Genomic DNA, 22,187 nt, shown 5'->3' with positions numbered 1-22,187 from the left:
GAGAGACACTAAGAGGAGGCAGTTGGCAGTAACCAGTAATCAGTTTCAAACCACTAAGAAACTTAGGGCGCTGAGAGACACTAGGGGAATCGGACAATTGACTATAACCTAAAAAACAAACCATATAAGAAATATAAGGACACATAAGTTGGCAGGTGGCGGTAATCAGTATTCAGTATAAAGTTGGCAGTATTCAATTCAGACTGTATATCGACTTACGACTACCGGCTTATGACTTACGACTACCGACTTATGACTGTCGACTATTGACTTACGACTATCAACTTTCAACTATCCCAATGCGGTTTCAAAAAATGATTTATATTTGTAAAACATGTTGTTATTTAAGAGAATCGGCCTTTTTTTTATTTTTTTTAGCTTGTTTTTTGGGTGCAGAAAAGCCACAAATGCAAATTGGGATGTTGATTTAACGATTCCAGTTGTAAATAGTCTGCTTAATATTAAAAACTTTGTCAATGATTCCCTGTTTCAATCTGATAATACCGGCTTACTTTCTGTAAGAATCAATCGCGAAGTAGCTTCTATTAAATTGGATTCACTTTTAGCATTGCCAGACACTATCATTAAAATTCCTTTTGTAAATACATCGCCCATCCCGCTTAATTTTAATATAGGGCAGTCTATTACATCATTTCCACCGGCTGAACTAAAATTTGATATTGCGAATGGCGTTGCGCTTAAAAAAATAGACATCCATAAAGGAATTATGACTGTGAAATTCAGTAATTTAATTTCTCAACCAGTTGATTTAACTTACAAAATAACCAGTGCCACTAAGAATGGAGAAGTTTTAACAATAAAAGAAACCGTTCCAACTGGAACTAATTCTGTAATCAGAAATTACGATTTAACAGGATATTCCTTAAATATGCGTGGAATTTCAGGGCTCGTTTACAATACTATTGTTCAAACCTACACGTTTGCATTAAGCACAACTGCCACGTCTTCACTTACCTTAAATTACGGCGATGGAGCCAAGGTTGAAGTTACGTACTCTGGTATTGTGCCCGAATATGTAGAGGGATATTTTGGACAACAAACAATAGATATTAAGCAGGATACCGCTAGTTTTGGAATCATCGACAATTTTGAAACCAGTAATTTTATGTTGAGTGATGCGACGATGGATTTTAGTATTCTAAATGAATTTGGAGCTGAGTTCACAAGTTTTTTGGGTAACAATAAATCCATTAATAGTCCGAATAACAATGTGGTGTCATTAAATACCAATGCTCTTTCAAATATTAATATTAATAGAGCCACAAAGGCTGGCACCACTATTTATCCGAGCGTTAAACTTATTTCGTTTAATAAATCAAACAGTAACATTACTAGTTTTATATCGAATCTTCCCGATAAATTAACCTACTCTGGAACTATAAAAGTAAATCCACTCGGGAATATTTCGGGCTATAATGATTTTGCTTTTTATAATACAGGTATTCGAATTCTTGCAAATATTGATATTCCACTAAAGTTTACTGCCGATTATTTTGAATTAAAATCAACTACCGATGTTAATTTTTCAAATATAAAAGAGCTCGATGATGTGAACTATGGAAATTTTTTAATTGTGGCTAAAAATGGGTTTCCTTTTTCAGTAAAACTTCAGGGATATATGTTGGATGATCAAAGTACAGTTATTGATTCACTATTTCTTCCCGGATCAAATGTAATTGAGAGTGCCGATCTGAGTGCTAATAATGAAGTATTGGCTCCAACTGAAAAAAAGATAACTGTCCCAGTAAATAGATCAAAAATTGAGAATTTAAAGAAATGTAAAAAGATTAAAATTGTTTCGAGGTTTATTTTACCGCTGAATAAGCTGGATATCAAAATTTATGAAAGTTATGAAGTTAAAATTAATGTTATTGCGAATTTGAATTATAATGTTGGCTTTGGAGGGTAAGAGGCAGTTTAACCACGGAGGCACGGAGGGCACGGAGAGACACTGAGAGTGGGAAGTTGGCAGTAAACAGTTGGCAGTTTAACCACGGAGGCACGAAGGGCACGGAGGGACACTAAGAGGAGTTGGCAGTAAGCAGACAGCAGTTTTCAGTTGGCAGGGGTGCTAACGAGTTGGCAGTTTAACCACGGAGGCACTGAGGGCACGGAGGGACGCTAAGAGAAAGGAGTTGGCAGTAGGCAGTTTTCAGTAGGTAGTTAAACCACTGAGGCACTGAGGGCACTGAGAAACACTAAGGGTAGGCGGTAGAAAGCAGTGTTTTGTTGGCAGTAAGCAGTTGCGAGTATTGACTAACGACTAAAAAATGAACCATATAAGAAACATAAGGATATATAAGTTGGCAGTCAGCAGTATTCAGTTGGCAGTATCGACTATTAATTACTAACTATAGACTTGCGACTAACAACTATTGACTAAAATTATATACAAGTATAACATCAAAAATTAGTGAAAGAACCCATTAAATACAACATACTGATAGGATTAATATTAACAGTTGGCATAGCTTCTGCGCAATACAATGCTAATTTTTTGAACTATAGTAAAACCGGGAGATCGGTTTCTGTGAATCTTGATTTTGAAGCTGGAAGTAACGGTATGAGCAGTAAGTTAGTAGACAAGTTAATTTGGGGAGGCTATATTGACAATGATTTGAAAGCAGAGTCTGCAAAACACTTGAATAATAAAAACAATTTTGGACTCTTGCTTAATTACGATGTGAATGCGTTTGTGAAGGGGGGTAATAAATTTGATTTTCTTATTGGGTTTAAAAATCAAGAAGTGTTAAATGCTACTTACACCAGAGATTTTTTTAACTTAATGTTTTATGGGAATCAAATGTATAAGGGGAAGACTGCCGATTTGGGAGATTGTAGTTTAAATGCATTGCGTTTTCAAGAAATAAAATTTGGAGCTATGATGCATCACGTTGACTCTGTTGGAAAAATCGGAATCTCTGTTTCTTTTATTAATGGCGAACAGTTATTTTATATTAAAACAAATAAAAAATCCAGCTTTTATACCTCGGCCGACGGCAGTGAACTTGTGTTTAATTCTAATTTTAATATGGCGCTTAGTGACACAAGTAATAAAGGTTTAGGGTCGTTTAATGGTGTGGGTGCCAGTGCTGATATCTTTTTTGAAACTACCTATAAGACCAGGGCTGGAAGAAAATGCTTGTTAACCGTAAATGCAAATAACCTCGGTTTTATTCATTGGAGAAATAACAGTGTACAATATAGTAGCGACTCATCGTTACACTATACAGGTTATAACATTACCAGTATAAATGATTTGAGAGACTCAACAATTAGCAGAATTAACAGCGATAGCTTATTAATAAAGCTTGCTAACGCCCGGCACGAAAATTTTAATGTAAATACACCGACTAATCTTGTTATTATTAATAAAGTACACTTTGGAAATGTTTTTTGTCTTGGTACCGGTTTTCGTTATATTTTTAATGCGAATTACCGACCTTATATTTTTGTTGAACCCGAGTTTAATTATAAAAACATGATTTTTTGTTTGCATGCAGGGTATGGTGGTTATGTAAAAATAAATTTGGGTGCATCCATTACCTGGAATAGTAAGGCTTGGTTTGTAAGAATTGGCAGCAACAGTTTACAAGGTTATTTTTTGCCTAAAACGGCTTACGGACAGGGTGTGTTTATCAGTTTAGCTAAGAAGTTGAAATGAGGAATATAACAACTATATTAATTTTATTTAGTTGGTTGAATGGGAAAACTCAACCACCAAATAGTTTTTTTTCCAGATTCGGCGGTTCGGGTATTGATATTGGTTATGGTGTGAAGGAAACATTTAATCGCCAATACATCACAATTGGGTCGACGACAAGTTTTGGAAATGGTTTTACTGATGCGTACTTATGTCTTTTTGACAGCATGGGTCAAAGAACATGGGGTAAAACGTTTGGTGGAGTGATGGCTGATGTTGGCAAAAATGTAATTGTATCTCCTTCCGATAGTGGTTTTGTGTTTACTGGTTATACGGCTTCATTTGGAAACGGTGGTTATGATTTTTATATTGTTCGGACTGATAAAGACGGTGGTTTAATATGGCAAACTTCATACGGTGGACTTGATTGGGATTTTGGCAGTGATCTAGTATTCTCACAAGATGGGAATATAATTGCGTGCGGCAGTGCTTTCAGTAATACTTATGGCAAAAAGGATGGTAAAATAATAAAAATTGACTTTAACAATGGAAATTTGATTTGGGAAAAAGTCTATGGTGGTCAAGAGGATGATGAATTTTTGAAAATAAAGAAAACGAGCGATGGTTATTATTCGCTGTGTGGAAACACAAAAAGTTATGGAGACTTGAATAATGATTTTTGGCTTTTTAAGATTAACATCCAAGGTGATTCGGTAGTTTCGAAAAGTTTCGGAAATTCAAACAGAGGTGAAAAATGCTACGATTTTATCGAGGATAATCAAAATAATTTAGTTTTTTGTGGGTCATTTGATACTAGCTTTTACAATTCTGGAAAAAACATTTCCTATGTAATTAAAACTAGTTTAACAGGTACTTTTATTCAAGATAGTAAGATAAGTTATCCGGGAATGAAGGATGATAAGTTTCATTCTGTCGCGTGTTTAAAAAACGGTGATCGATATTTTTTTTCCAGGAAGGTTGATCACGATGGTTTTCAGGTGGATATTCAACCATTATTACTCGACAAGGATTTTATTTATGTCGGAGCTACTACATATGGGGATGTTCGAGATGACGAAGCGTTCAGTGTTATTAATACAAGTGATAATGGTTTTGTAATGATTGGTTATTCAACTGATAATGGATCTGAAGTGGAAGAAGTTTGTTTGATTAAAGTTGACAGCACTGCCGTTATTGCCCCTTCAATTGTTGGGATCAGAAAAGATCAAATGAAAGTCGTCGATAAAAGTATCTATTACTACAATGAAACAGTTTATTTTAGTAACATGGAGCAGAAAGAAATTGATTATCAAATTTTTGATTCTGGAGGTAAAATTGTTCAACAAGGTAAAACAAATCATGATTTTATTTTTGTGGGTGATGCATTAACAGATGGAATCTATTTTGTTACGGTCGGGAGGTCTCGTAAAATTAAGTTCTTAAAAAATAGTGAGTAATGTTAACTGCAAGAAAAGATCATTATATAATTTTCGGAATTATTGTTTTCAATTTACTTTTTAAGTTAATTCACATATCAGGTCCTTCATTTTGGTACGATGAAATTATTAGCGTCAAGGATACACTTCTTGATTTTGGTCACATAAAGCATGAGGCTGAATGGGATAAAAACCCTCCTTTTTACCATTATGCGTTATGGATATGGAGCAAATTCTTCGGTATTTCAGAGTTAGGACTTAGATCAATGAGTGTAATGTTTAGTTCAATAACAGCAGGACTGATTTATTATTTTTCGAAAAAATTTAACACGCAGATGGTTTCCTTGCTAATCACTGCAATTTTTACGTTCCACCCTTTTTTGTATTATTTTTCACAAGAGGCTAGGTGTTTTTCATTGTTAATTTTTTTAGTAACAGTGGATCTGATTATTACATATTCTCTCATCCAGAAGGCAAATCTGGCAAAGGCATTTATTTTAGGTGTAATCAATTTCTTAATATTTTATACACATTATTTAGCTGGCTTGATCTTACTTTTCCAGTTTTTTTACATTGCTTTCGTATTTAGAAAAAAATGGATTTATTATATATTAATCTATTTAACACCAATAATTCTAGTATTGCTCAGATTTACTAAGAAGCAATATCTTGTTTTATTTTTCTCACAGGAGATGAGTAAGGAGAAAAGTAACGTTCCAATATCCAACATCAAATATCTACTTGAAGCACTTAGTGAATTGTTTGTTTCACATCTTGTGTTTTGCCTATATATTATATTTATAATTATTTTTTTAGTAAGAATTTTAAAAGACACCGAAAAGCCTTTTAATAAAGAGGTTCAATTTAAAATCTATGTTGTTTTAACACCTCTTGCTTGCATTTTTTCTCTGTTTGTGCTAGGTAAATGGACGAACGTTTTTCACGAAAGGTATTTGATTTACATTATGCCTTTAATGGTTATTTCTTTTAAAACAATTACGGAAAATAAAAAGGTGTTTTATTTTTTCGCTAGCTTGATTTTACTTTTGGAGTTCGCTAATCTCAAATTTAATCAATCAAGAAAAATGGACTACAGATTTTGTGCAAATCTAGCGCGGCAAATAGAGATGATTGAAGATGTAAATATTTTAATTCAAACGCATGATGTTGTGAATGTTTTTACTTACTATTATGATAAAGAAATATTTAAATCAAAAGAAAGAATGTCACATGAATATTTAGCTACAAAGGGTATTTACTATATTAGTGACATAACAGATCTTAAAGAGTTGAGCTTTAAAGACAATCGCCCAATCCTGTTTTTTCAATCTTACCAAAAAGCTCAAGATGAACAGGCCATTAACGACTACTTAAAAAATGAACATTATTCTAGATTCTCCACTAATCAGATTGAAGGTGTGAAGTTTAGTTACTTAAAAAAGTAACTGTTCAGCGACTGCTACTTTGGTGGGGAAAAAATGAGCCTACCATAAGCCTCCCAGTCCCAATCTCCGTTACCAGGGAAACATCCGTCATAAGTATAAGTCATTTTCAGATTCAAGATTATGATTAGGGATATGAACAAATAGAAGCTAAATTTTTTAATTTTATTTTGCGTCTCGAGCCACTTAAAAGCGAAAGCAACCACAATGCTAAAAAGGGCAGAGTGCTCAACGAAATTTCTAGCACCAAAGGCACATCCAAAAGCTCGATCCCACCAACATGATAGCAGATAAATTAACGTAATAAAGTAAAAGATAATATAGCGAGTTGAATTCAGTCTTCTTTTTATCATGTAAGCAAGAGTTAAGAATATTAGAATGTATAAAGGCGTAAACGGTATTAGTCCATTATTTACTGAAAACAAAGTTTCCAAAATTAATGGCTTTGACCAGCTAAATTTTTCGTCACCGTAAGAATAACTCAAAAAAGAATTATAAGCATATTTCCAGTAAAGGAGTTGTGGGGCAATAAATAGAAAAAAAACTAAAAAAATCGGTACGGCGTTTTTTGGCTGAACAAGAGTTTTTAGTCTCATTAGCAAGCAATGAGATCCTTTTATATCAAGAAAGAAATAGCTGGTAAGGAAAATTAAATTAATTGGTCGTATTAAAATAATTAATGTTGCAACTAATCCAAAAAGAAGCTTTTGAGGAATTGCAGCATGCTTCAGAAAATCAGTATCCTTAAGAATAAATAAAAAAAGACTAAACATCGCAAATGAATATATGTGAGACATTCCTGTTTCGTCAATCGAGTAGTAAAAGAGATTTGTACCTAGAAAAAGAACAATTAGAACTTTATAAACTACCGACTTTAAAAAGTAATTATCTAAGAATCTTTTAAGAAAAAACAAACCGAACAACAGATAGAAAACACTTGCGATGTCTATTGATTTATGATGAATAACGGAAAATCCACCGGTATCGATATTAAAAAGAAATGAAATAGAATTTGCTAAAAGATAAAATGGCAACTGAAGAAAAGCAACTCCATAGGTGTATTTTGTTTTGATAATTTTATTTTCATAATCAAGAGTAAATCCATTTCCTGTTTTAGTTTCAATCGAGTCAGGGAAAAGTTTCGGATTAAACTTATAATTAAAAGTCGCAGGGAGATAAATATAATACCCAGCTTTATCAGACCAGATTTCACTATGATAATTAAAAGAACCAGCTCTACTATGCCTATTTAAAACTAGAAAAAAAGTAATTAAAATGAAACAACCAAGCAAAAGAAATCGACTTAAATTACTTTTTATAAATTGCTTTGTCATGCTTTTGTTATTATCTGGTAATTTAATAAGAAAATTGGGAATTTATAGCTCAATTACACTATTGTTTTCTGAGTTTAAGCGAAAATATTGCGAAAGAACCACTGCATTTTTTGGAACATAGATTGTTTCTGTTAGCCTTACTTTGGAAGTAAATATTTCATCGACTTAGATTCAATAAATTGTACTAAGAAAAAAGGCCAACCTTCATTCAAATTGGATTAAAAACGCTATCAGACCCTTAAAATAACAATAATTCTGCTCGAATGGGCTTTAAGTCCCTATAAATATTAAGCTAGGGTTATTTTATTGCCATTTTAAGTACTCAACGATGCATGGTTTATAAAACCCTTATTTACGGGGTTAGATTATACATTTAATAACATTATATTTATTTTTTTAAAATATACACTAGATGAAGTCAAGCAAATTTCTTGTTTTTATATTACTACTTTGTTCTTTAATTTCTTCTGCGCAGCTCATGAATGTCCGTAAATGGCGAGGTTCAGAAAGAGATTCGTTGGATAAAGGTTTAGAGATGTTTGATGAAAAGATGTTTTTACGGGCACTCCCAATTTTTGAAAGTTTGCTTTCTCAGCACCCAAAAGAAGAATTTCTAAAATACAGTTACGCAAAGTGCGCGCTTTATCGTTCTGATAAACACGAAGTGGCTTATAATTACTTTGTTGAGGTATACAACAATAACAAGAAAGTGCCGGACATACAGTATGATATGGCTTTGGCTGCCTTGTACAATTACAAATTTGATGAAGCTACCGATTACATAAATCAGTACGCCGAAAGTCGCCGCACCGATATTGAGGGTAAGAAAAATGCAGAAACTTTAAAACGCAATATAACTTACGCTAAATATTACCTCGCCAATCCAACAAATGCAAAAGTAAAAAATGTTGGTAATGCTATAAATACAGAGTACGATGAATATGTACCAGCTATTACGGCTGATGAGTCTGCGCTTATTTTTACCTATGCTGGGTCTAAAAGTATAGGTGGGCGTGTAAATGAAGAATTGCGACCTGACAAATACGGTAATTTTTTAGAAGATATTTATATTTCGTATAAGGAAAACGGCAAATTTCAACCAGCTGTCCCGCTCGATAGTTTAAACACAAGTGCACCTGATGCTGCTATTTCATTGAGCGAAGACGGTAGGATCTTATTTATATATCAGGATATTGGTGATGGACATGGCGATATTTATCAAAGTGTTATAGTTGGAGATCGTTTTAGTGAACCAAAAAAATTAAGAGGAGAAGTGAATTCGTATTCCTGGGATGGACACTGTTCACTTTCACCAGACGGTAACACACTTTATTTTAGTAGTGAGCGTGCAGGAGGTTTTGGAGGTAGAGATATTTATAAAGCGAATTTAATTTTGCCAGATTCTATTTGGGGAAATGTGGTTAATCTTGGCGATTCAGTAAATACGCCTTATGATGACGATGCTCCGTTTATTCATTCAGATGGTATTACTTTATTTTATAGTTCTAAAGGCAGAACAAGTATGGGTGGCTATGATATTTTTAGAACAGTTATGAATTTGGCAGATTCTACCTTCAGGAAAACAGAAAATCTTGGCTACCCAATAAATTCTACTGCGGATGATATTTATTTTGTACTAGGAGCGAGTGGAAACACCGGATACTATAGCAGTGGTAAAAAAGATGGTATGGGTATGAAGGATATTTATCAAGTGGAACCTAATTTTAATTGGCCAAAATCACCCTTGTATCTTGTAAAGGGAAAAGTTAAAAATGGTAGTACAGGAATTGAAGCGGATATTAAAGTTGAAATTACCTCAAAAAATAATAAGCTTTATAAAACGCTTAAGTCAAAATCAAAAACCGGAGAATACTTAGTTAGTTTGCCTCCAGGAGTGAGCTACCAGTTAACTTATTCGTATAAAAGTTTTCCTGAGAAACGACTTAATATTAATGCAGTAGATATTACTGGTTATATGGAAAAAGTAAACGACGTTAACTTTGAAGAGAAAGTGGATGTATTAGCCTCAAATAATGCAAAGTTACCGGTATCGCCTAAAGAAGATGCAGAAATAAAAACAACAACGGCACCTGAGATAATTGCTAGTGTAACAAAAACGGTTACGCAAGAGCCTGTAATAGCAAAAAATACAGTAAAGCCAGCAGTGAAAGAAGAACCAAAGGAGGAAGAGGAGGTAATAAATCATGTTGGTGCAAAAGAAGCAGTAAAATCTGAAACGGTTGCTGTTGTTGAGAAAAAGTCTGAAAATGAAGTTGCAGCGGCACCTGTTGAAGTGAATTTCGGTTCAGTTAACAGTCCTGTGAGGCCACAGAATGCAGTAGTGTCGGCGCCTGGAAACTTCACAGCCAATCCTGTTACATCAACACCACTTAATTTGCCAAGTAAGTCTGTGGAAAAAGAAAAAGTGGCAGCAAAAACAGGCGATTTTGTTCCTGTTAACGGACCCCAGGCAAAATCTATCCGGTTTGCGGATAAATATGGTGACGTTAGCGCTATTGATATGGAATTCAGGGTTCAGGTTGCTGCGGTTAAAGTTGATAAAAATGTAAGGTTAGCTAATCAAGAGCTTTTAGGGAAAATTGAAAAATTGGATTTAAATGATGGTTATACCCGAATAACCGTTGGAGGGTCATTTAAAACGCTGGGCGAGGCTTTACAGCATAATAAGAAGATAGTGAAATTAGGACAAAAAGAAGGGTTTATCATTTCTTTGTACAAAGGCGAAAGAGTTACTTTAGATAAACTCGAGTCTATGGGATTGTTGAAGTAGGATTGCTTGTTTTAACCACGGAGGCACGGAGGGCACTTAGGAACACTGAGAAAGCAGTTGGCGGTTGGTAGTAGGCAGTATTCAGTAGGCAGTGTGCAGTACTATCGACTATCGACTTTTGACTAACGACTTATAATAAATCTTCAAGACGTTTGTTCTCCCTTCTTTTTTTCAGTACCTTCGCATACAGTTTTTAAGAAATTCGTGAAACTGTATGTCAACTAATACCAAATATATCTTCGTTACCGGTGGGGTAACATCATCTCTAGGAAAAGGAATTATCGCAGCATCTCTGGCCAAACTACTACAGGCTCGAGGCTTTACCGTTACTATTCAAAAGTTAGATCCTTATATTAATATTGATCCGGGCACTTTAAACCCATACGAACATGGTGAATGCTATGTAACGGACGATGGAGCAGAAACTGATCTGGATTTAGGGCACTACGAGCGTTTTTTAAATGTACGTACTTCTCAAGCCAATAACGTTACTACTGGAAGAATTTACCAATCGGTAATTGAAAAGGAACGTAAGGGCGAGTTTTTAGGAAAAACCGTGCAGGTAATTCCACATATTACAGATGAAATAAAGAATCGCATTAAATTATTAGGAAAAACAGGTCAGTACCAATTTGTAATCACTGAAATTGGTGGAACGGTTGGTGATATTGAATCCTTACCTTATATAGAAGCAGTTCGTCAGTTAAAGTGGGAAATGGGTACTGATTGCACAGTGTTGCACCTTACATTACTTCCTTACCTGGCAACTTCAGGAGAATTAAAAACCAAACCTACACAACATTCTGTAAAGTTGTTACTAGAATACGGTGTTCAACCAGATATTTTAGTGTGTAGATCCGAGCATGAGATCAGTAAAGAAATTCGTAAAAAAATAGCTTTGTTTTGTAACGTCTCTCCAGACGCAGTTATAGAAGCGCTTGATGCTTCAACTATTTATGAAGTACCATTGTTAATGGAGCAGGAGAAATTGGACGAAATAGTTTTAAAAAAATTGCATGTAAATGGTTTGCCTGATATTCATTTAGAAAAGTGGAAAAACTTTTTAAATAAATTTCATAATCCACAAAGGGAAGTGACCATTGGTTTGGTAGGAAAATATGTAGAATTAAAAGAATCTTACAAGTCAATAGCAGAGGCGTTTATACACGCAGGAGCAGTGAATGATTGTAAGGTTACTGTAGATTGGATTCACAGCGAAAGTTTAACCGAGGAAAATATAGATGAGAAATTTATGGGCTTGCAAGCCATACTTGTAGCACCAGGTTTTGGTAATCGTGGTATAGAAGGAAAGATTTCAGCTATTAAGTATGCCCGAGAAAACAATGTACCATTTTTAGGAATTTGTTTAGGAATGCAGTGCGCGGTGATTGAATTCGCAAGAAATGTTCTTGGTTTAAAAGATGCGCATAGCAGAGAAATGAATCCTGCAACAAATAGTCCGGTAATAGATTTACTTGAAGCACAAAAAAACATTTCGCACATGGGTGGTACTATGCGTTTGGGTTCTTATCCTTGTAAAATTGAAGAAGGTACTCTGGCTTATAAAATTTACGGTAAAACGGATATAAACGAACGTCACCGTCACCGTTACGAGTTTAATAACGAATACACAAAAAAATACATTGAGGCAGGAATGATTTTATCAGGAATTAACCCAGACGCCGGCTTAGGTGAGATTGTTGAAATTCCTGCACATCCATTTTTTATTGGCGTACAATTTCACCCTGAATATAAAAGCACGGTAGAAAATCCACATCCACTATTTGTAAGCTTTGTAAAAGCAGCCTTAAATTAATGTAAGATGTAAGATGGAAAAGGGAAGAAAAATGTAAGATCTAAAATGTAAAAGGGAAGAAAGAATGCCGAAACATACATTTGCCATTTTACATCTTACATAAAGGATTAGCTAATGTAAAAGGGAAAATATGAGATGGAAAAGGTGAAAGGGAAGAGGGAATGACGAATCAAACATTTTCCATTTCCCATATTACATTTTCCATAAAAAATAGATGGATTTAACTCAGATAGGATATTTTAGTAAAACACATGGCGTTAAAGGGCACTTAATTATAAGGGTGGATAAACCATTTTTTACAGATGACCTAAAAGCCGTATTTATTGAATCGCCAACCGGTAAAGCACCTTATTTTGTTAGTGAGGTAAAAGACGCTACAAATGGCTTAATACTTTGTTTTGAAGAAATTACATCTGTTGAAAAAGCTAAAACCTTTATTGGTAAAGCTGTTTTTATTGATTCCGGATTGGTTGATGAAGAAGAACAGGAATTTGATTGGATTGGTTACGAAGTGATCGATAAAAACTTTGGCGTGTTAGGATTCATAAACAGTATTAGCGATAATGGCCATCAAACTTTGTTAAGCATAGAACATAAAGGCAAAGAAGTTCTGCTACCACTTGTTGAAGATTTTATTGAGAAGCTTGACGAAGAGAATAAGAAATTACTCTTTAACGCGCCGGAAGGCTTGATAGATTTGTATTTGCAAGATACTGGTGAAGAGGAAGATCTGTAATGGAGAGAGATAGCTTTCTAAATTTAGGGTTTAACACTCTTTTATTTCCACGTATTATTTTTGAATAATTGGGGTTTGTCTGGCAATCAGCCATTGAAATCAGCGGTGAATAAATGATCTTTGTCAGCTTATGAAGAAGAATGTTTATTAGGGCAAATATAGCTGTACCTTACATTTGAGTGTGTCGCACTAAAAATTCTTTTTATTCGACTTAACATCATTTCAAATATTTTATGAAAAATAAAAACGTTGCTTTTGTGATTGCCACCTTTCTTATCTGTTTGAGCAGCTGCACACGCTATGTAGCAGACCCTGACGCTTGTTATAATGATAAGGTAAAACAAATATTAATTTCTAACTGTACTTCTTCTGGATGCCATAATCCTGTGGATAAAGAAAAAAGATTAGATTTCACAACCTATGAAGGAGTAATGAAGGCTGTTAAAGCGAACCATTCAGGACTTAGTGAATTATACGGCGCTATTACTTCAAGTGGCGGCGACCGCATGCCACCGAGTTATTCATTAACGCAAGATGAAAAAGACATTATAAAACATTGGATAAACAATGGCGCAAAAAATAATGAATGTTACGTGAGCGTTTGTGACACAACTCTATATACTTATTCCGAAATAGCGACGATATTAAAAGTAAATTGTGTTGGCTGTCATGGCGCGGCTAATAATTCTGCTGGTGTTATTTTAGACAGCTATCAAAATGTAGTAAACGAAGCTAAAAAAGGTGGGGCCTTTTTAGGTTCAATCAAACATGCATCTGGCTACTACGCCATGCCCAAATTTTCTTCGCAGTTGCGAGACTGTGAAATAGGAAAAATTGAAAAGTGGATTTCTAATGGAATGCCTAATAATTAGTGAGTTTTCGATAACATAATTGGTAAAAGAGAGATATAGGCTGGTTATTGTTTTTCCTTTTTGCGTGTACTTATTCCAAAAGGAAGATAAAGAGGGCAAAAATTCATTAACGAGGTAAGTACAAAAATACCACCCAAAACCAGAAGCACAACAGCAATTGTGCCGCTAATAACATTAAAGCTGTAAAGACCAATAATAATAGCCGCAACTAATAATCTAATTACTATGTCGGCAGTTCCCATATTTTTTTTCATAAGATTTTTTTAAAGGTAACTGGCTTTTTTTGAGGTATGTTGACAATGGACAGGAACAGACCTGATTAAGATCATATTTTGCTTTAATCGAAGCTTAGTTCAAGCTATTGATCCCGATATGGTGCTGTAGATAAATTAAAACACAGTACAGAAACAAAATAACGTTAAATCACTGCTTTTGTAACATTTGTCACATATTTGAAAGAGAATACTTCTGATATTTGATACATGATTAGAGGTTTTATGAAAAAATATAAAAAGCAACTCATCGGTATTTTCCTTGGAGGGGTTGTTGGGTATTTATATTACTTTTTTATTGGTTGCTCTAATGGCACTTGTATAATTAGTTCAAATCCACTTGTAAGCGTACCTTACGGTTCGTTACTTGGGTTTTTATTAGTTGGCACATTTAAGAAAAAAGAAAATGTTGCTACTTAATATTTTATATTCAACTATATTCAACAAATGTCCTCGTTGTCATAAGGGAGATGTGTTTACTGCAAAGAATCCCTATGCCTTAAATAAAATTTTCAGTATGCACGAACATTGTTCTCATTGTGAACTTAAATACCAAAAGGAACCTAGTTTTTTTTACGGAGCAATGTATGTTTCATATGCTTTAACTTCGGGTTGGTTTATTATTTGGTATGTTTTGTATATTACAACTTTTCCTGACATCGACACTATGACCTTTGCTCTTGCAATTACTGGATCAATTGTGGTTTTTAGTCCAATTACATTAAGATACTCGCGTTTAATATGGATGAATTTCTTTTTTAAATATTCTAAAGAATACTCAATTACAAATACAGAAAAAAAACAAATACAATTATGATAAATACACTAAAAAAAATCTTCGGAATTGGCCCATCGGCTGATTACAAAGAACTAGTAAAAAACGGCGCGCAAATAATTGACGTGCGAACAAAAGGCGAATACGCGTCGGGACATATAAAAGGTAGCATCAACATACCTTTAAACGAATTAAGTTCGCAGGCGAAAAAAATAAAAAAAGATACAGTGATCATAACTTGCTGTGCCAGTGGTATGCGCAGTGCTTCTGCAAAAGGAATTATTAAACAAATGGGTCATAAAGAAGTGCACAATGGTGGCGGATGGTCGAGTTTAAAGAATAAAATTTAATATAAAAAATAGGATACTCTGGAAGATAAACCACATAGGAACATAGTTTGGATAGTTCGGACATTGTCGTTGGAGAAGAGAAAGCATAGGATTTGAAGCTTTGCTTCAAATATATGTGTTACTATGTAATATGTAATATGTAGTTAGTAGGTTCTAGATGTCTATGTGGTTATTTTATTGGAAGTAAATATAAGTTGAAAATAGTTAGACAATGAAAAAAATTAATCTTAAAAATTGGACGCTCTGGAGAACAACAAGATTGGGACTTGGAATATTCTTCTGTATTACCGGTGGTTTAAAAGCGGACTATATTTTAATGTTGGGTGGTGTTTTTTTAATCATTCACGCATTAGTTAATTCCTGCGCAACCTGCGTTACGGGAAATTGTGAAGTACCAAAAGAAACAACAAATGGAAAAATTTAATGCATTAATTAATTCTGATAAACCCGTTTTGGTGGATTTTTTCGCCGAGTGGTGTGGTCCATGTAAAACAATGGCGCCCATTTTAAAAGAAGCGAAGTCTAGTTTAGGTGATGATGCCACTATAATTAAAGTAGATGTCGATAAAAATCAGCAAGTAGCAGCTGCCTATCAAATACGCAGTGTGCCGACATTATTACTTTTTAAAAAAGGGAAAGTTGTTTGGAAACAATCGGGAGTTGTTCCTGCAAACGAGTTAATTTTGTTATTTAAACAGTATAAATAATTATTTTATACCTTTGTTCATCTGAAAAAAATCACGGCTATATTTTTTTTATCAGTTTATCTGATTTCACTTACTGAATTAAATCAGTTGGTTAAAATTCCTATTTTAATTGAACATTTTATTGAGCATAAAGAAAAAGATCAATCACTTTCGTTGTGGCAGTTTTTGGATATGCACTATGCGCAAGGAGATTTAAAGGATGCGGACTATGATCAGGATATGAAATTGCCTTTCAAATCACACGATGGTTGTTTAAACTCATCAACAGTTATTTTTGTGAATGCGAATTTTGAAACACTCGAAGCTAAATCTTTAACTTCACTTGCCAATACTTATTCGGTTTATAATGAACCGCTTTTACCTTCCGCTTACCTCTCGTTTATTTGGCAACCGCCAAAAGTTTGTTAATTGTATTTTATGTTTTAAATGATCAGATACACAAGCGTGTTGTGTTCTAGATTCATATTAACGAATCAATTAAAAAAAAATTATGCTTAATAAAATTATTGAGTTCTCAGTAAAGAATAAACTCATTGTAGGGCTTTTTGTAATTGCACTTATTGTTTATGGTAGTTATCAAACAACAAAATTGCCTATTGACGCTGTTCCTGATATTACAAATAATCAGGTTCAGGTTATAACCGTTGCTCCTTCCTATGGTGCAACTGATATAGAACGCCTTGTTACCTTTCCTATTGAACAAGCGAACAGTAATATAAGTGGCTTAAAAGAGTTTCGGAGTTTTTCGCGTTTTGGTTTGTCGCTTGTAACTATTGTATTTAATGACAACGTAGATGTGTATTGGGCCAGGCAACAAGTATCGGAAAGACTTCAAAAAATCCGATCTCAGATACCTACTTCAATTGGAGTGCCTGAGTTAGGGCCAATTACAACTGGTTTAGGAGAAATATACCAATATGTACTAAGGCCAGAAAAAGGTTATGAGGATAAATATAATGAAACAGAATTAAGAACAATTCAGGATTGGGTTGTACGACGACAATTACTCGGTGTAAAAGGAGTAGCTGAGGTAAGCAGTTTTGGTGGAAAATTAAAACAGTTTGAAATTGCAGTTGATCCAAATAAACTACATGCTTCTAAAATTACAATAAATGAGGTTTTTTCGGCTCTTGAAAAAAATAATCAAAATACAGGTGGAGCCTACATAGAAAAGAACGGTACTGTTTTATTTATCCGAAGCGAAGGCTTAATTGGAAATAATGATGACATAAGTTCCATTTACATTAAATCAACCGAGTCTGGTGCGCCCGTATTTATTAGAGATGTTGCGGAGGTGAAAACTGGTTATGCAACCCGTTACGGCGCATTGACATACAATGATGAAGGAGAAGTAGCTGGTGCAGTGGTAATGATGTTGAAAGGGGCAAATAGTAATGATGTTATTAAAAATGTAAAGGAACGTATAAACCAAATTAAAAAAACCTTGCCGGAAGGGGTTGTATTAGAGCCATTTTTAGATCGCAGTAAAATGGTTAACAATGCCATTGGAACGGTTGAAAAAAATCTTATTGAGGGAGCGCTCATAGTCATTTTTATTTTGGTTCTTTTTCTTGGAAATTTCAGAGCGGGTTTGCTTGTTGCTTCTGTTATACCGTTGGCAATGCTGTTTGCCATTATTTTAATGAACGCTTTTGGTGTAAGTGGAAACCTTATGAGTTTGGGAGCACTTGACTTTGGTTTAATTGTCGACGGCGCAGTGATAATAGTTGAAGCGGTGATGCATCAATTATCACACAGTAGAAAATTTACGCAATTAAATAGGCTTACACAAAATGAAATGGATACAGAGGTTGAATTCTCGGCCTCAAAAATGATGAACAGCGCTGTTTTCGGTCAAATAATTATTTTAATTGTTTATCTCCCCATATTTACGCTCGAAGGCATTGAAGGTAAAATGTTTATACCAATGGCTCAAACCGTTGCATTCGCATTGCTAGGAGCATTTATATTGTCACTTACATACATTCCAATGATGAGTGCTTGGGTGTTAAGTAAAAATGTAAAACATAAAGCAAATATTTCAGATCGGTTAATGATGATCGTTGAAAAAGGCTATCAAAACATGTTAATTAAAGTTTTACATCGTTCCAAGAGTTTACTTATAAGCGTCGTTGTTCTTTTCGTGACCGCCTTATTTATTCTTTCTCGTATTGGTGGTGAATTTATTCCTGCCTTGGAAGAAGGTGATTTTGCAGTTGAAACACGAGTTTTAACGGGAAGTAATTTAAGCACCACAATCGAAAAAACGCAACAAGCGGCCAAAATATTGAAAGAGAGATTTCCTGAGGTAGAAAAAGTAGTAGCAAAAATTGGAAGCGGTGAAGTTCCAACAGATCCCATGCCGATGGAAGCCGCCGACTTAATGATTATTTTAAAAAATAAAAGTGAATGGACTTCTGCCGAGACATTTGACGAGCTAGCTGAAAAGATGACTCTGGCGCTTGAAGATGTGCCAGGAATAACAACAGGCTTTCAGTACCCTGTGCAAATGCGTTTTAATGAATTGATGACAGGAGCCAAGCAAGATGTTGTTTGTAAAATATTTGGTGAAGATCTTGATACCTTGGCTTTTTACGCTGAAAAATTAAGTCGTATCGTAAATGGAGTTGAAGGAGCAAAAGAAATTTATGTTGAACCTGTTACCGGAATTCCTCAAATAATTATTAATTACAAAAGAGAAATTATAGCGCAATATAATTTAAATATCGAAGATGTAAATAAGGTAGTAAACTTAGCTTTTGCAGGGCAGAGCGCAGGATTAGTATTTGAAGGCGAAAAACGTTTTGATCTTGTGGTAAGATTAAATTCGGGCCGAAGGAAAAATCTGGAAGATGTTCAGGATCTTTTAATTCCAACTCCGTTTGGAAATCAAATTCCATTGAGTCAACTAGCAAACGTCGAAATAAAGAGTGGTCCAAATCAAATACAAAGAGAAGATGCAAAAAGGAGAATAGTTATTGGTTTTAATATTGGAGGCAGAGATGTACAGAGTATTGTGAATGAGTTACAGAAAAAAGTGGAGGCACAAATAAAATTTCCGACTGGTTATTATGTAAATTATGGCGGTTCATTTGAAAATCTAAATGCGGCTAAAGATCGGTTAATGGTTGCTGTACCGGTTTCATTAGTATTAATTTTCATTCTTTTGTTTTTCGCTTTCAATTCTGTGCGACAAGGTCTATTAATTTATACAGCCATTCCGCTTTCAGCTATTGGTGGAATTTTATTTTTAGCCGTCAGAGGCATGCCTTTTAGTATTAGTGCAGGGATTGGTTTTATCGCCTTATTTGGTGTGGCTGTACTTAATGGTATTGTTCTTATTTCAGAGTTTAACCGTTTAAAGCATAATGGAATGACAAGTTTGCACCGTATCGTAATACTTGGAACAAGATTGCGATTGCGTCCAGTTCTAATGACAGCATTTGTAGCGTCCTTAGGATTTTTACCAATGGCTCTAAGCAATGGGGCAGGAGCGGAGGTACAGCGACCACTAGCAACAGTTGTTATAGGAGGTTTAATTATCGCAACTTTCTTAACCCTTTTTGTATTACCTGTTTTATATATTCTTTTCGAAAAAACATCTAAAATGAAAAATAAACAAAAGCCTGTTGTTGGATTTATTCTTGCCTTTTTATTTGTAAATATTGGTTTACAAGCTCAATCGCCAATCACGCTGCAAGCCGCAATTGATAGCGCTTTAAAAAATAATTTAAGTGTAAAGAATGAGGGATTAAAAGCTGAATACCAGAAAAAAATGATAGGTTCAAGCAATAATATTTCGCAAACAAATGTTTTTATAGAAAGCGGAAAAATAAACAGTGCCTATACTGATAATCGTTTTGGTGTTTCGCAGTCTTTTAATTTCCCTACGGTGTATTCAAATCAAAAGTCAGTTTTAAAGGAAGAATGGAAAATGGCTGTTTTAAATGTATCGCTTAAAGAAACTGAAATACGCAAAATGACCACACAGGTTTTTTATTCTCTATTATTTTTAAAAGAAAAAGAAAAACTTTTGCAAAGGGCGGATAGTAACTACAATGATTTTTTAAGCATGGCTGAACGCCGCTATAATTTAGGAGAAAGTAACGTTCTGGAAAAAATAACCGCCGAAACACAACGTAGCAACATTCTTCTACAAATACGAGCAATGGAAGAAGAAATAGTTATAGCAAACTTGCAATTTCAAATTCTTATTAATGCTAAACAAAAGTATGAACCTACTTTAACTGACTTAAAACTGGCACTTACTTCTTTTCCTGACAGTAGCGCAATTAAATCACACCCATCGTTGAAAATACTTGAGCAACAAAAGATTGTTGCAATCGCAGGAATTAAACTAGAAAAATCAAGATTCTTACCGGATATTAATTTTGGTTATTATAGCATGACAATGAAGGGAACTGGTGCAGATAATATCTCTTATACCGGCTCTACTCGTTTTAGTTCAGCGCAAGTAGGTATTGGAATCCCCTTATTTTTTGGAGCCCAAAAGTCAAAATTGAGTGCGTCTAAAACCAATAGAATTATTTCTGAAAACAATTACCAACAACAACAACAACAACTGGTATCAGAGTTGCAATCTGCTCTCACGCAGTATAAAAACATCACTGAAACAGTTGTTTATTTTGAAAAAACGGGTCTAAAAAATGCTGACACAATTCAAGAGATTGCCAATTTGCAGTTTAAGAAGGGGGAGATTAATTATCTTGAATGGGTTGTCTTAACGAATCAGTCTATAGGTTTAAGAAACAATTATCTGGATGCTGTAAAAGCACTCAATGAAACAATTATTGCAATTAATTATTTATCATCCAACACAAATTAAAATGAAAAATTATATTTTAGGTTTAGTGACTGTTTTTTTGTTCTCGTGTGGTAACCCAACAATACCCGAACAGGAAAGTGAAAATAAAATAAGTACAAACACAATTACGTTAACTGATGCACAGTTTAAATCGGCAAAAATACAAGTTGGTAAATTGGTAAATAAAACAATTTCATCTACCATTAAGGTAAATGGTATAATTGATGTACCGCCACAGAATATGGTTTCGGTTAGCATGCCTTTAGGTGGCTATCTTAAAACGACAAAATTATTACCGGGTATGCACGTTGGAAAAGGTGAAGTGATTGCTACGATGGAGGATTTACAATACATCCAGTTGCAACAGGAATACCTTACCGTAAAATCGAAATTAGATTTTGTAACTGCAGAATATAACAGACAAAAAGAGTTAAATGAAAGCAAAGCTACTAGTGATAAATTATTTCAACAAGCACAAATGGAATACGAAACTCAGTGTATTTCATTAAGCGCATTGGCTGAAAAACTTAAACTAATCAACATAGATCCAAAGAATCTTTCTGAAAATAATTTATCAAAAGCAGTAAATATATACTCACCTATCGATGGATTTGTTTCTAAAGTAAATGTAAATATTGGTAAGTATGTCAATCCGTCTGATATTCTTTTTGAATTAGTTAATCCGAGCGATATTCACTTAAATTTAAAAGTGTTCGAACGGGATCTCGAGAAACTTTATATCGGACAAAAACTTGTTGCTTACAATAATAATCAACCAGATAAAAAGCATCCTTGTGAAATAATTCTTATAGGCAAGGATATTTCTCTTGATCGAACAGCAGAGATTCATTGTCATTTTGAAGATTACGATAAAACTTTATTACCGGGTATGTACATGAACGCCGAAATTGAAATACAATTAAAAAATACAGAAACTATAAACTCAGACGCGATCGTTAGTTATGAGGGGAAAGATTATGTTTTTATTGTACTTAAAACGGGTACTTTTGAGATGAGAGAAATAAAAAAGGGAGTCTCTGAAAGTCATTATACAGGAATTAGTTTTATCGATACACCAAACGTAAAAGATTTGAAAATTGTTACCCAAGGAGCCTACACCCTTTTGATGGAATTAAAGAATAAAGAAGAATAATACACTTCAATTAA

At 34.2% G+C, this 22,187-nt stretch carries 18 protein-coding genes; 16 read left to right on the top strand and 2 right to left on the bottom strand.

Translation table 11 applies throughout. The features are described from left to right. Nucleotides 1–334: 334 nt before the first annotated feature. The 4 genes from P2086_RS16665 to P2086_RS16650 all read left to right on the top strand — a co-directional run bounded on the left by P2086_RS16665 (nucleotide 335) and on the right by P2086_RS16650 (nucleotide 6,545). Nucleotides 335–1,930, top strand: coding sequence for a hypothetical protein (locus P2086_RS16665; RefSeq protein ID WP_317897891.1), 1,596 nt, complete (start codon nucleotides 335–337; stop codon nucleotides 1,928–1,930). Nucleotides 1,931–2,434: 504 nt separating this feature from the next. After that, nucleotides 2,435–3,685 carry a DUF5723 family protein gene (locus P2086_RS16660; protein ID WP_317897890.1) on the top strand — a complete coding sequence of 417 codons (1,251 nt, stop codon included), beginning with the start codon at nucleotides 2,435–2,437 and terminating at the stop codon, nucleotides 3,683–3,685. Beyond that, nucleotides 3,682–5,121: a T9SS type A sorting domain-containing protein gene (locus P2086_RS16655; protein WP_317897889.1), complete on the top strand. Its 1,440-nt coding sequence runs from the start codon at nucleotides 3,682–3,684 to the stop codon at nucleotides 5,119–5,121. Before P2086_RS16660 ends, P2086_RS16655 begins: the two co-directional genes overlap by 4 nt. Then, nucleotides 5,121–6,545, top strand: a complete 1,425-nt coding sequence (locus P2086_RS16650) for a glycosyltransferase family 39 protein (protein ID WP_317897888.1) — start codon at nucleotides 5,121–5,123, stop codon at nucleotides 6,543–6,545. The genes P2086_RS16655 and P2086_RS16650 overlap by 1 nt, the downstream gene beginning before the upstream one ends. Nucleotides 6,546–6,559: 14 nt before the next feature. On the opposite strand, the gene P2086_RS16645 is transcribed toward P2086_RS16650, so the two are convergent. Then, complete coding sequence (locus P2086_RS16645; protein WP_317897887.1) at nucleotides 6,560–7,876, bottom strand: hypothetical protein; 1,317 nt, start codon at nucleotides 7,874–7,876, stop codon at nucleotides 6,560–6,562. Nucleotides 7,877–8,288: 412 nt separating this feature from the next. On the opposite strand from P2086_RS16645, the gene P2086_RS16640 reads away from it, so the two are divergent. The 4 genes from P2086_RS16640 (at nucleotide 8,289) to P2086_RS16625 (ending at nucleotide 14,091) form a co-directional block, all read left to right on the top strand. Then, a complete protein-coding gene (locus P2086_RS16640; RefSeq protein WP_317897886.1) occupies nucleotides 8,289–10,667 on the top strand; it encodes a hypothetical protein in 2,379 nt (792 codons plus the stop codon). Between the two features lie 214 nt (nucleotides 10,668–10,881). Next, complete coding sequence (gene pyrG / locus P2086_RS16635) at nucleotides 10,882–12,483, top strand: CTP synthase (RefSeq protein WP_317897885.1); 1,602 nt, start codon at nucleotides 10,882–10,884, stop codon at nucleotides 12,481–12,483. A 214-nt stretch (nucleotides 12,484–12,697) separates the two neighbouring features. After that, nucleotides 12,698–13,219, top strand: coding sequence for a ribosome maturation factor RimM (rimM, locus tag P2086_RS16630; protein ID WP_317897884.1), 522 nt, complete (start codon nucleotides 12,698–12,700; stop codon nucleotides 13,217–13,219). Between the two features lie 233 nt (nucleotides 13,220–13,452). Further along, complete coding sequence (locus P2086_RS16625; RefSeq protein ID WP_317897883.1) at nucleotides 13,453–14,091, top strand: c-type cytochrome; 639 nt, start codon at nucleotides 13,453–13,455, stop codon at nucleotides 14,089–14,091. Between the two features lie 44 nt (nucleotides 14,092–14,135). Here the strand turns inward: P2086_RS16625 and P2086_RS16620 are convergent, their stop codons facing one another. Next, nucleotides 14,136–14,345, bottom strand: a complete 210-nt coding sequence (locus P2086_RS16620) for a YgaP family membrane protein (protein WP_317897882.1) — start codon at nucleotides 14,343–14,345, stop codon at nucleotides 14,136–14,138. A gap of 228 nt (nucleotides 14,346–14,573) precedes the next feature. On the opposite strand from P2086_RS16620, the gene P2086_RS16615 reads away from it, so the two are divergent. The 8 genes from P2086_RS16615 (at nucleotide 14,574) to P2086_RS16580 (ending at nucleotide 22,173) form a co-directional block, all read left to right on the top strand. After that, nucleotides 14,574–14,783, top strand: a complete 210-nt coding sequence (locus P2086_RS16615; RefSeq protein ID WP_317897881.1) for a hypothetical protein — start codon at nucleotides 14,574–14,576, stop codon at nucleotides 14,781–14,783. Next, a complete protein-coding gene (locus P2086_RS16610) occupies nucleotides 14,770–15,180 on the top strand; it encodes a DUF983 domain-containing protein (RefSeq protein WP_317897880.1) in 411 nt (136 codons plus the stop codon). Before P2086_RS16615 ends, P2086_RS16610 begins: the two co-directional genes overlap by 14 nt. After that, entirely contained in the window at nucleotides 15,177–15,488 is a 312-nt protein-coding gene (locus tag P2086_RS16605) for a rhodanese-like domain-containing protein (protein ID WP_317897879.1), read from the top strand. The genes P2086_RS16610 and P2086_RS16605 overlap by 4 nt, the downstream gene beginning before the upstream one ends. Before the next feature lie 211 nt (nucleotides 15,489–15,699). Continuing rightward, a complete protein-coding gene (locus P2086_RS16600) occupies nucleotides 15,700–15,912 on the top strand; it encodes a hypothetical protein (protein WP_317897878.1) in 213 nt (70 codons plus the stop codon). Next, nucleotides 15,899–16,195, top strand: a complete 297-nt coding sequence (gene trxA, locus P2086_RS16595) for a thioredoxin (protein ID WP_317897877.1) — start codon at nucleotides 15,899–15,901, stop codon at nucleotides 16,193–16,195. The genes P2086_RS16600 and trxA overlap by 14 nt, the downstream gene beginning before the upstream one ends. Nucleotides 16,196–16,282: 87 nt before the next feature. Beyond that, a complete protein-coding gene (locus tag P2086_RS16590) occupies nucleotides 16,283–16,603 on the top strand; it encodes a hypothetical protein (RefSeq protein WP_317897876.1) in 321 nt (106 codons plus the stop codon). 82 nt (nucleotides 16,604–16,685) lie between these two features. Continuing rightward, the gene (locus P2086_RS16585; protein WP_317897875.1) at nucleotides 16,686–21,041 is read left to right on the top strand and encodes a CusA/CzcA family heavy metal efflux RND transporter; all 4,356 of its coding nucleotides are present in this window, start codon (nucleotides 16,686–16,688) and stop codon (nucleotides 21,039–21,041) included. Beyond that, the gene (locus P2086_RS16580) at nucleotides 20,995–22,173 is read left to right on the top strand and encodes an efflux RND transporter periplasmic adaptor subunit (RefSeq protein ID WP_317897874.1); all 1,179 of its coding nucleotides are present in this window, start codon (nucleotides 20,995–20,997) and stop codon (nucleotides 22,171–22,173) included. The genes P2086_RS16585 and P2086_RS16580 overlap by 47 nt, the downstream gene beginning before the upstream one ends. Nucleotides 22,174–22,187: the final 14 nt, after the last annotated feature.

The sequence above is a fragment of the Aurantibacillus circumpalustris genome (assembly GCF_029625215.1).
Classification (GTDB): Bacteria; Bacteroidota; Bacteroidia; order B-17B0; family Aurantibacillaceae; genus Aurantibacillus; species Aurantibacillus circumpalustris.
The sequence above is the reverse complement of the archived record's forward strand: the minus strand, read 5'-3'. Positions and strand labels throughout refer to the sequence as shown.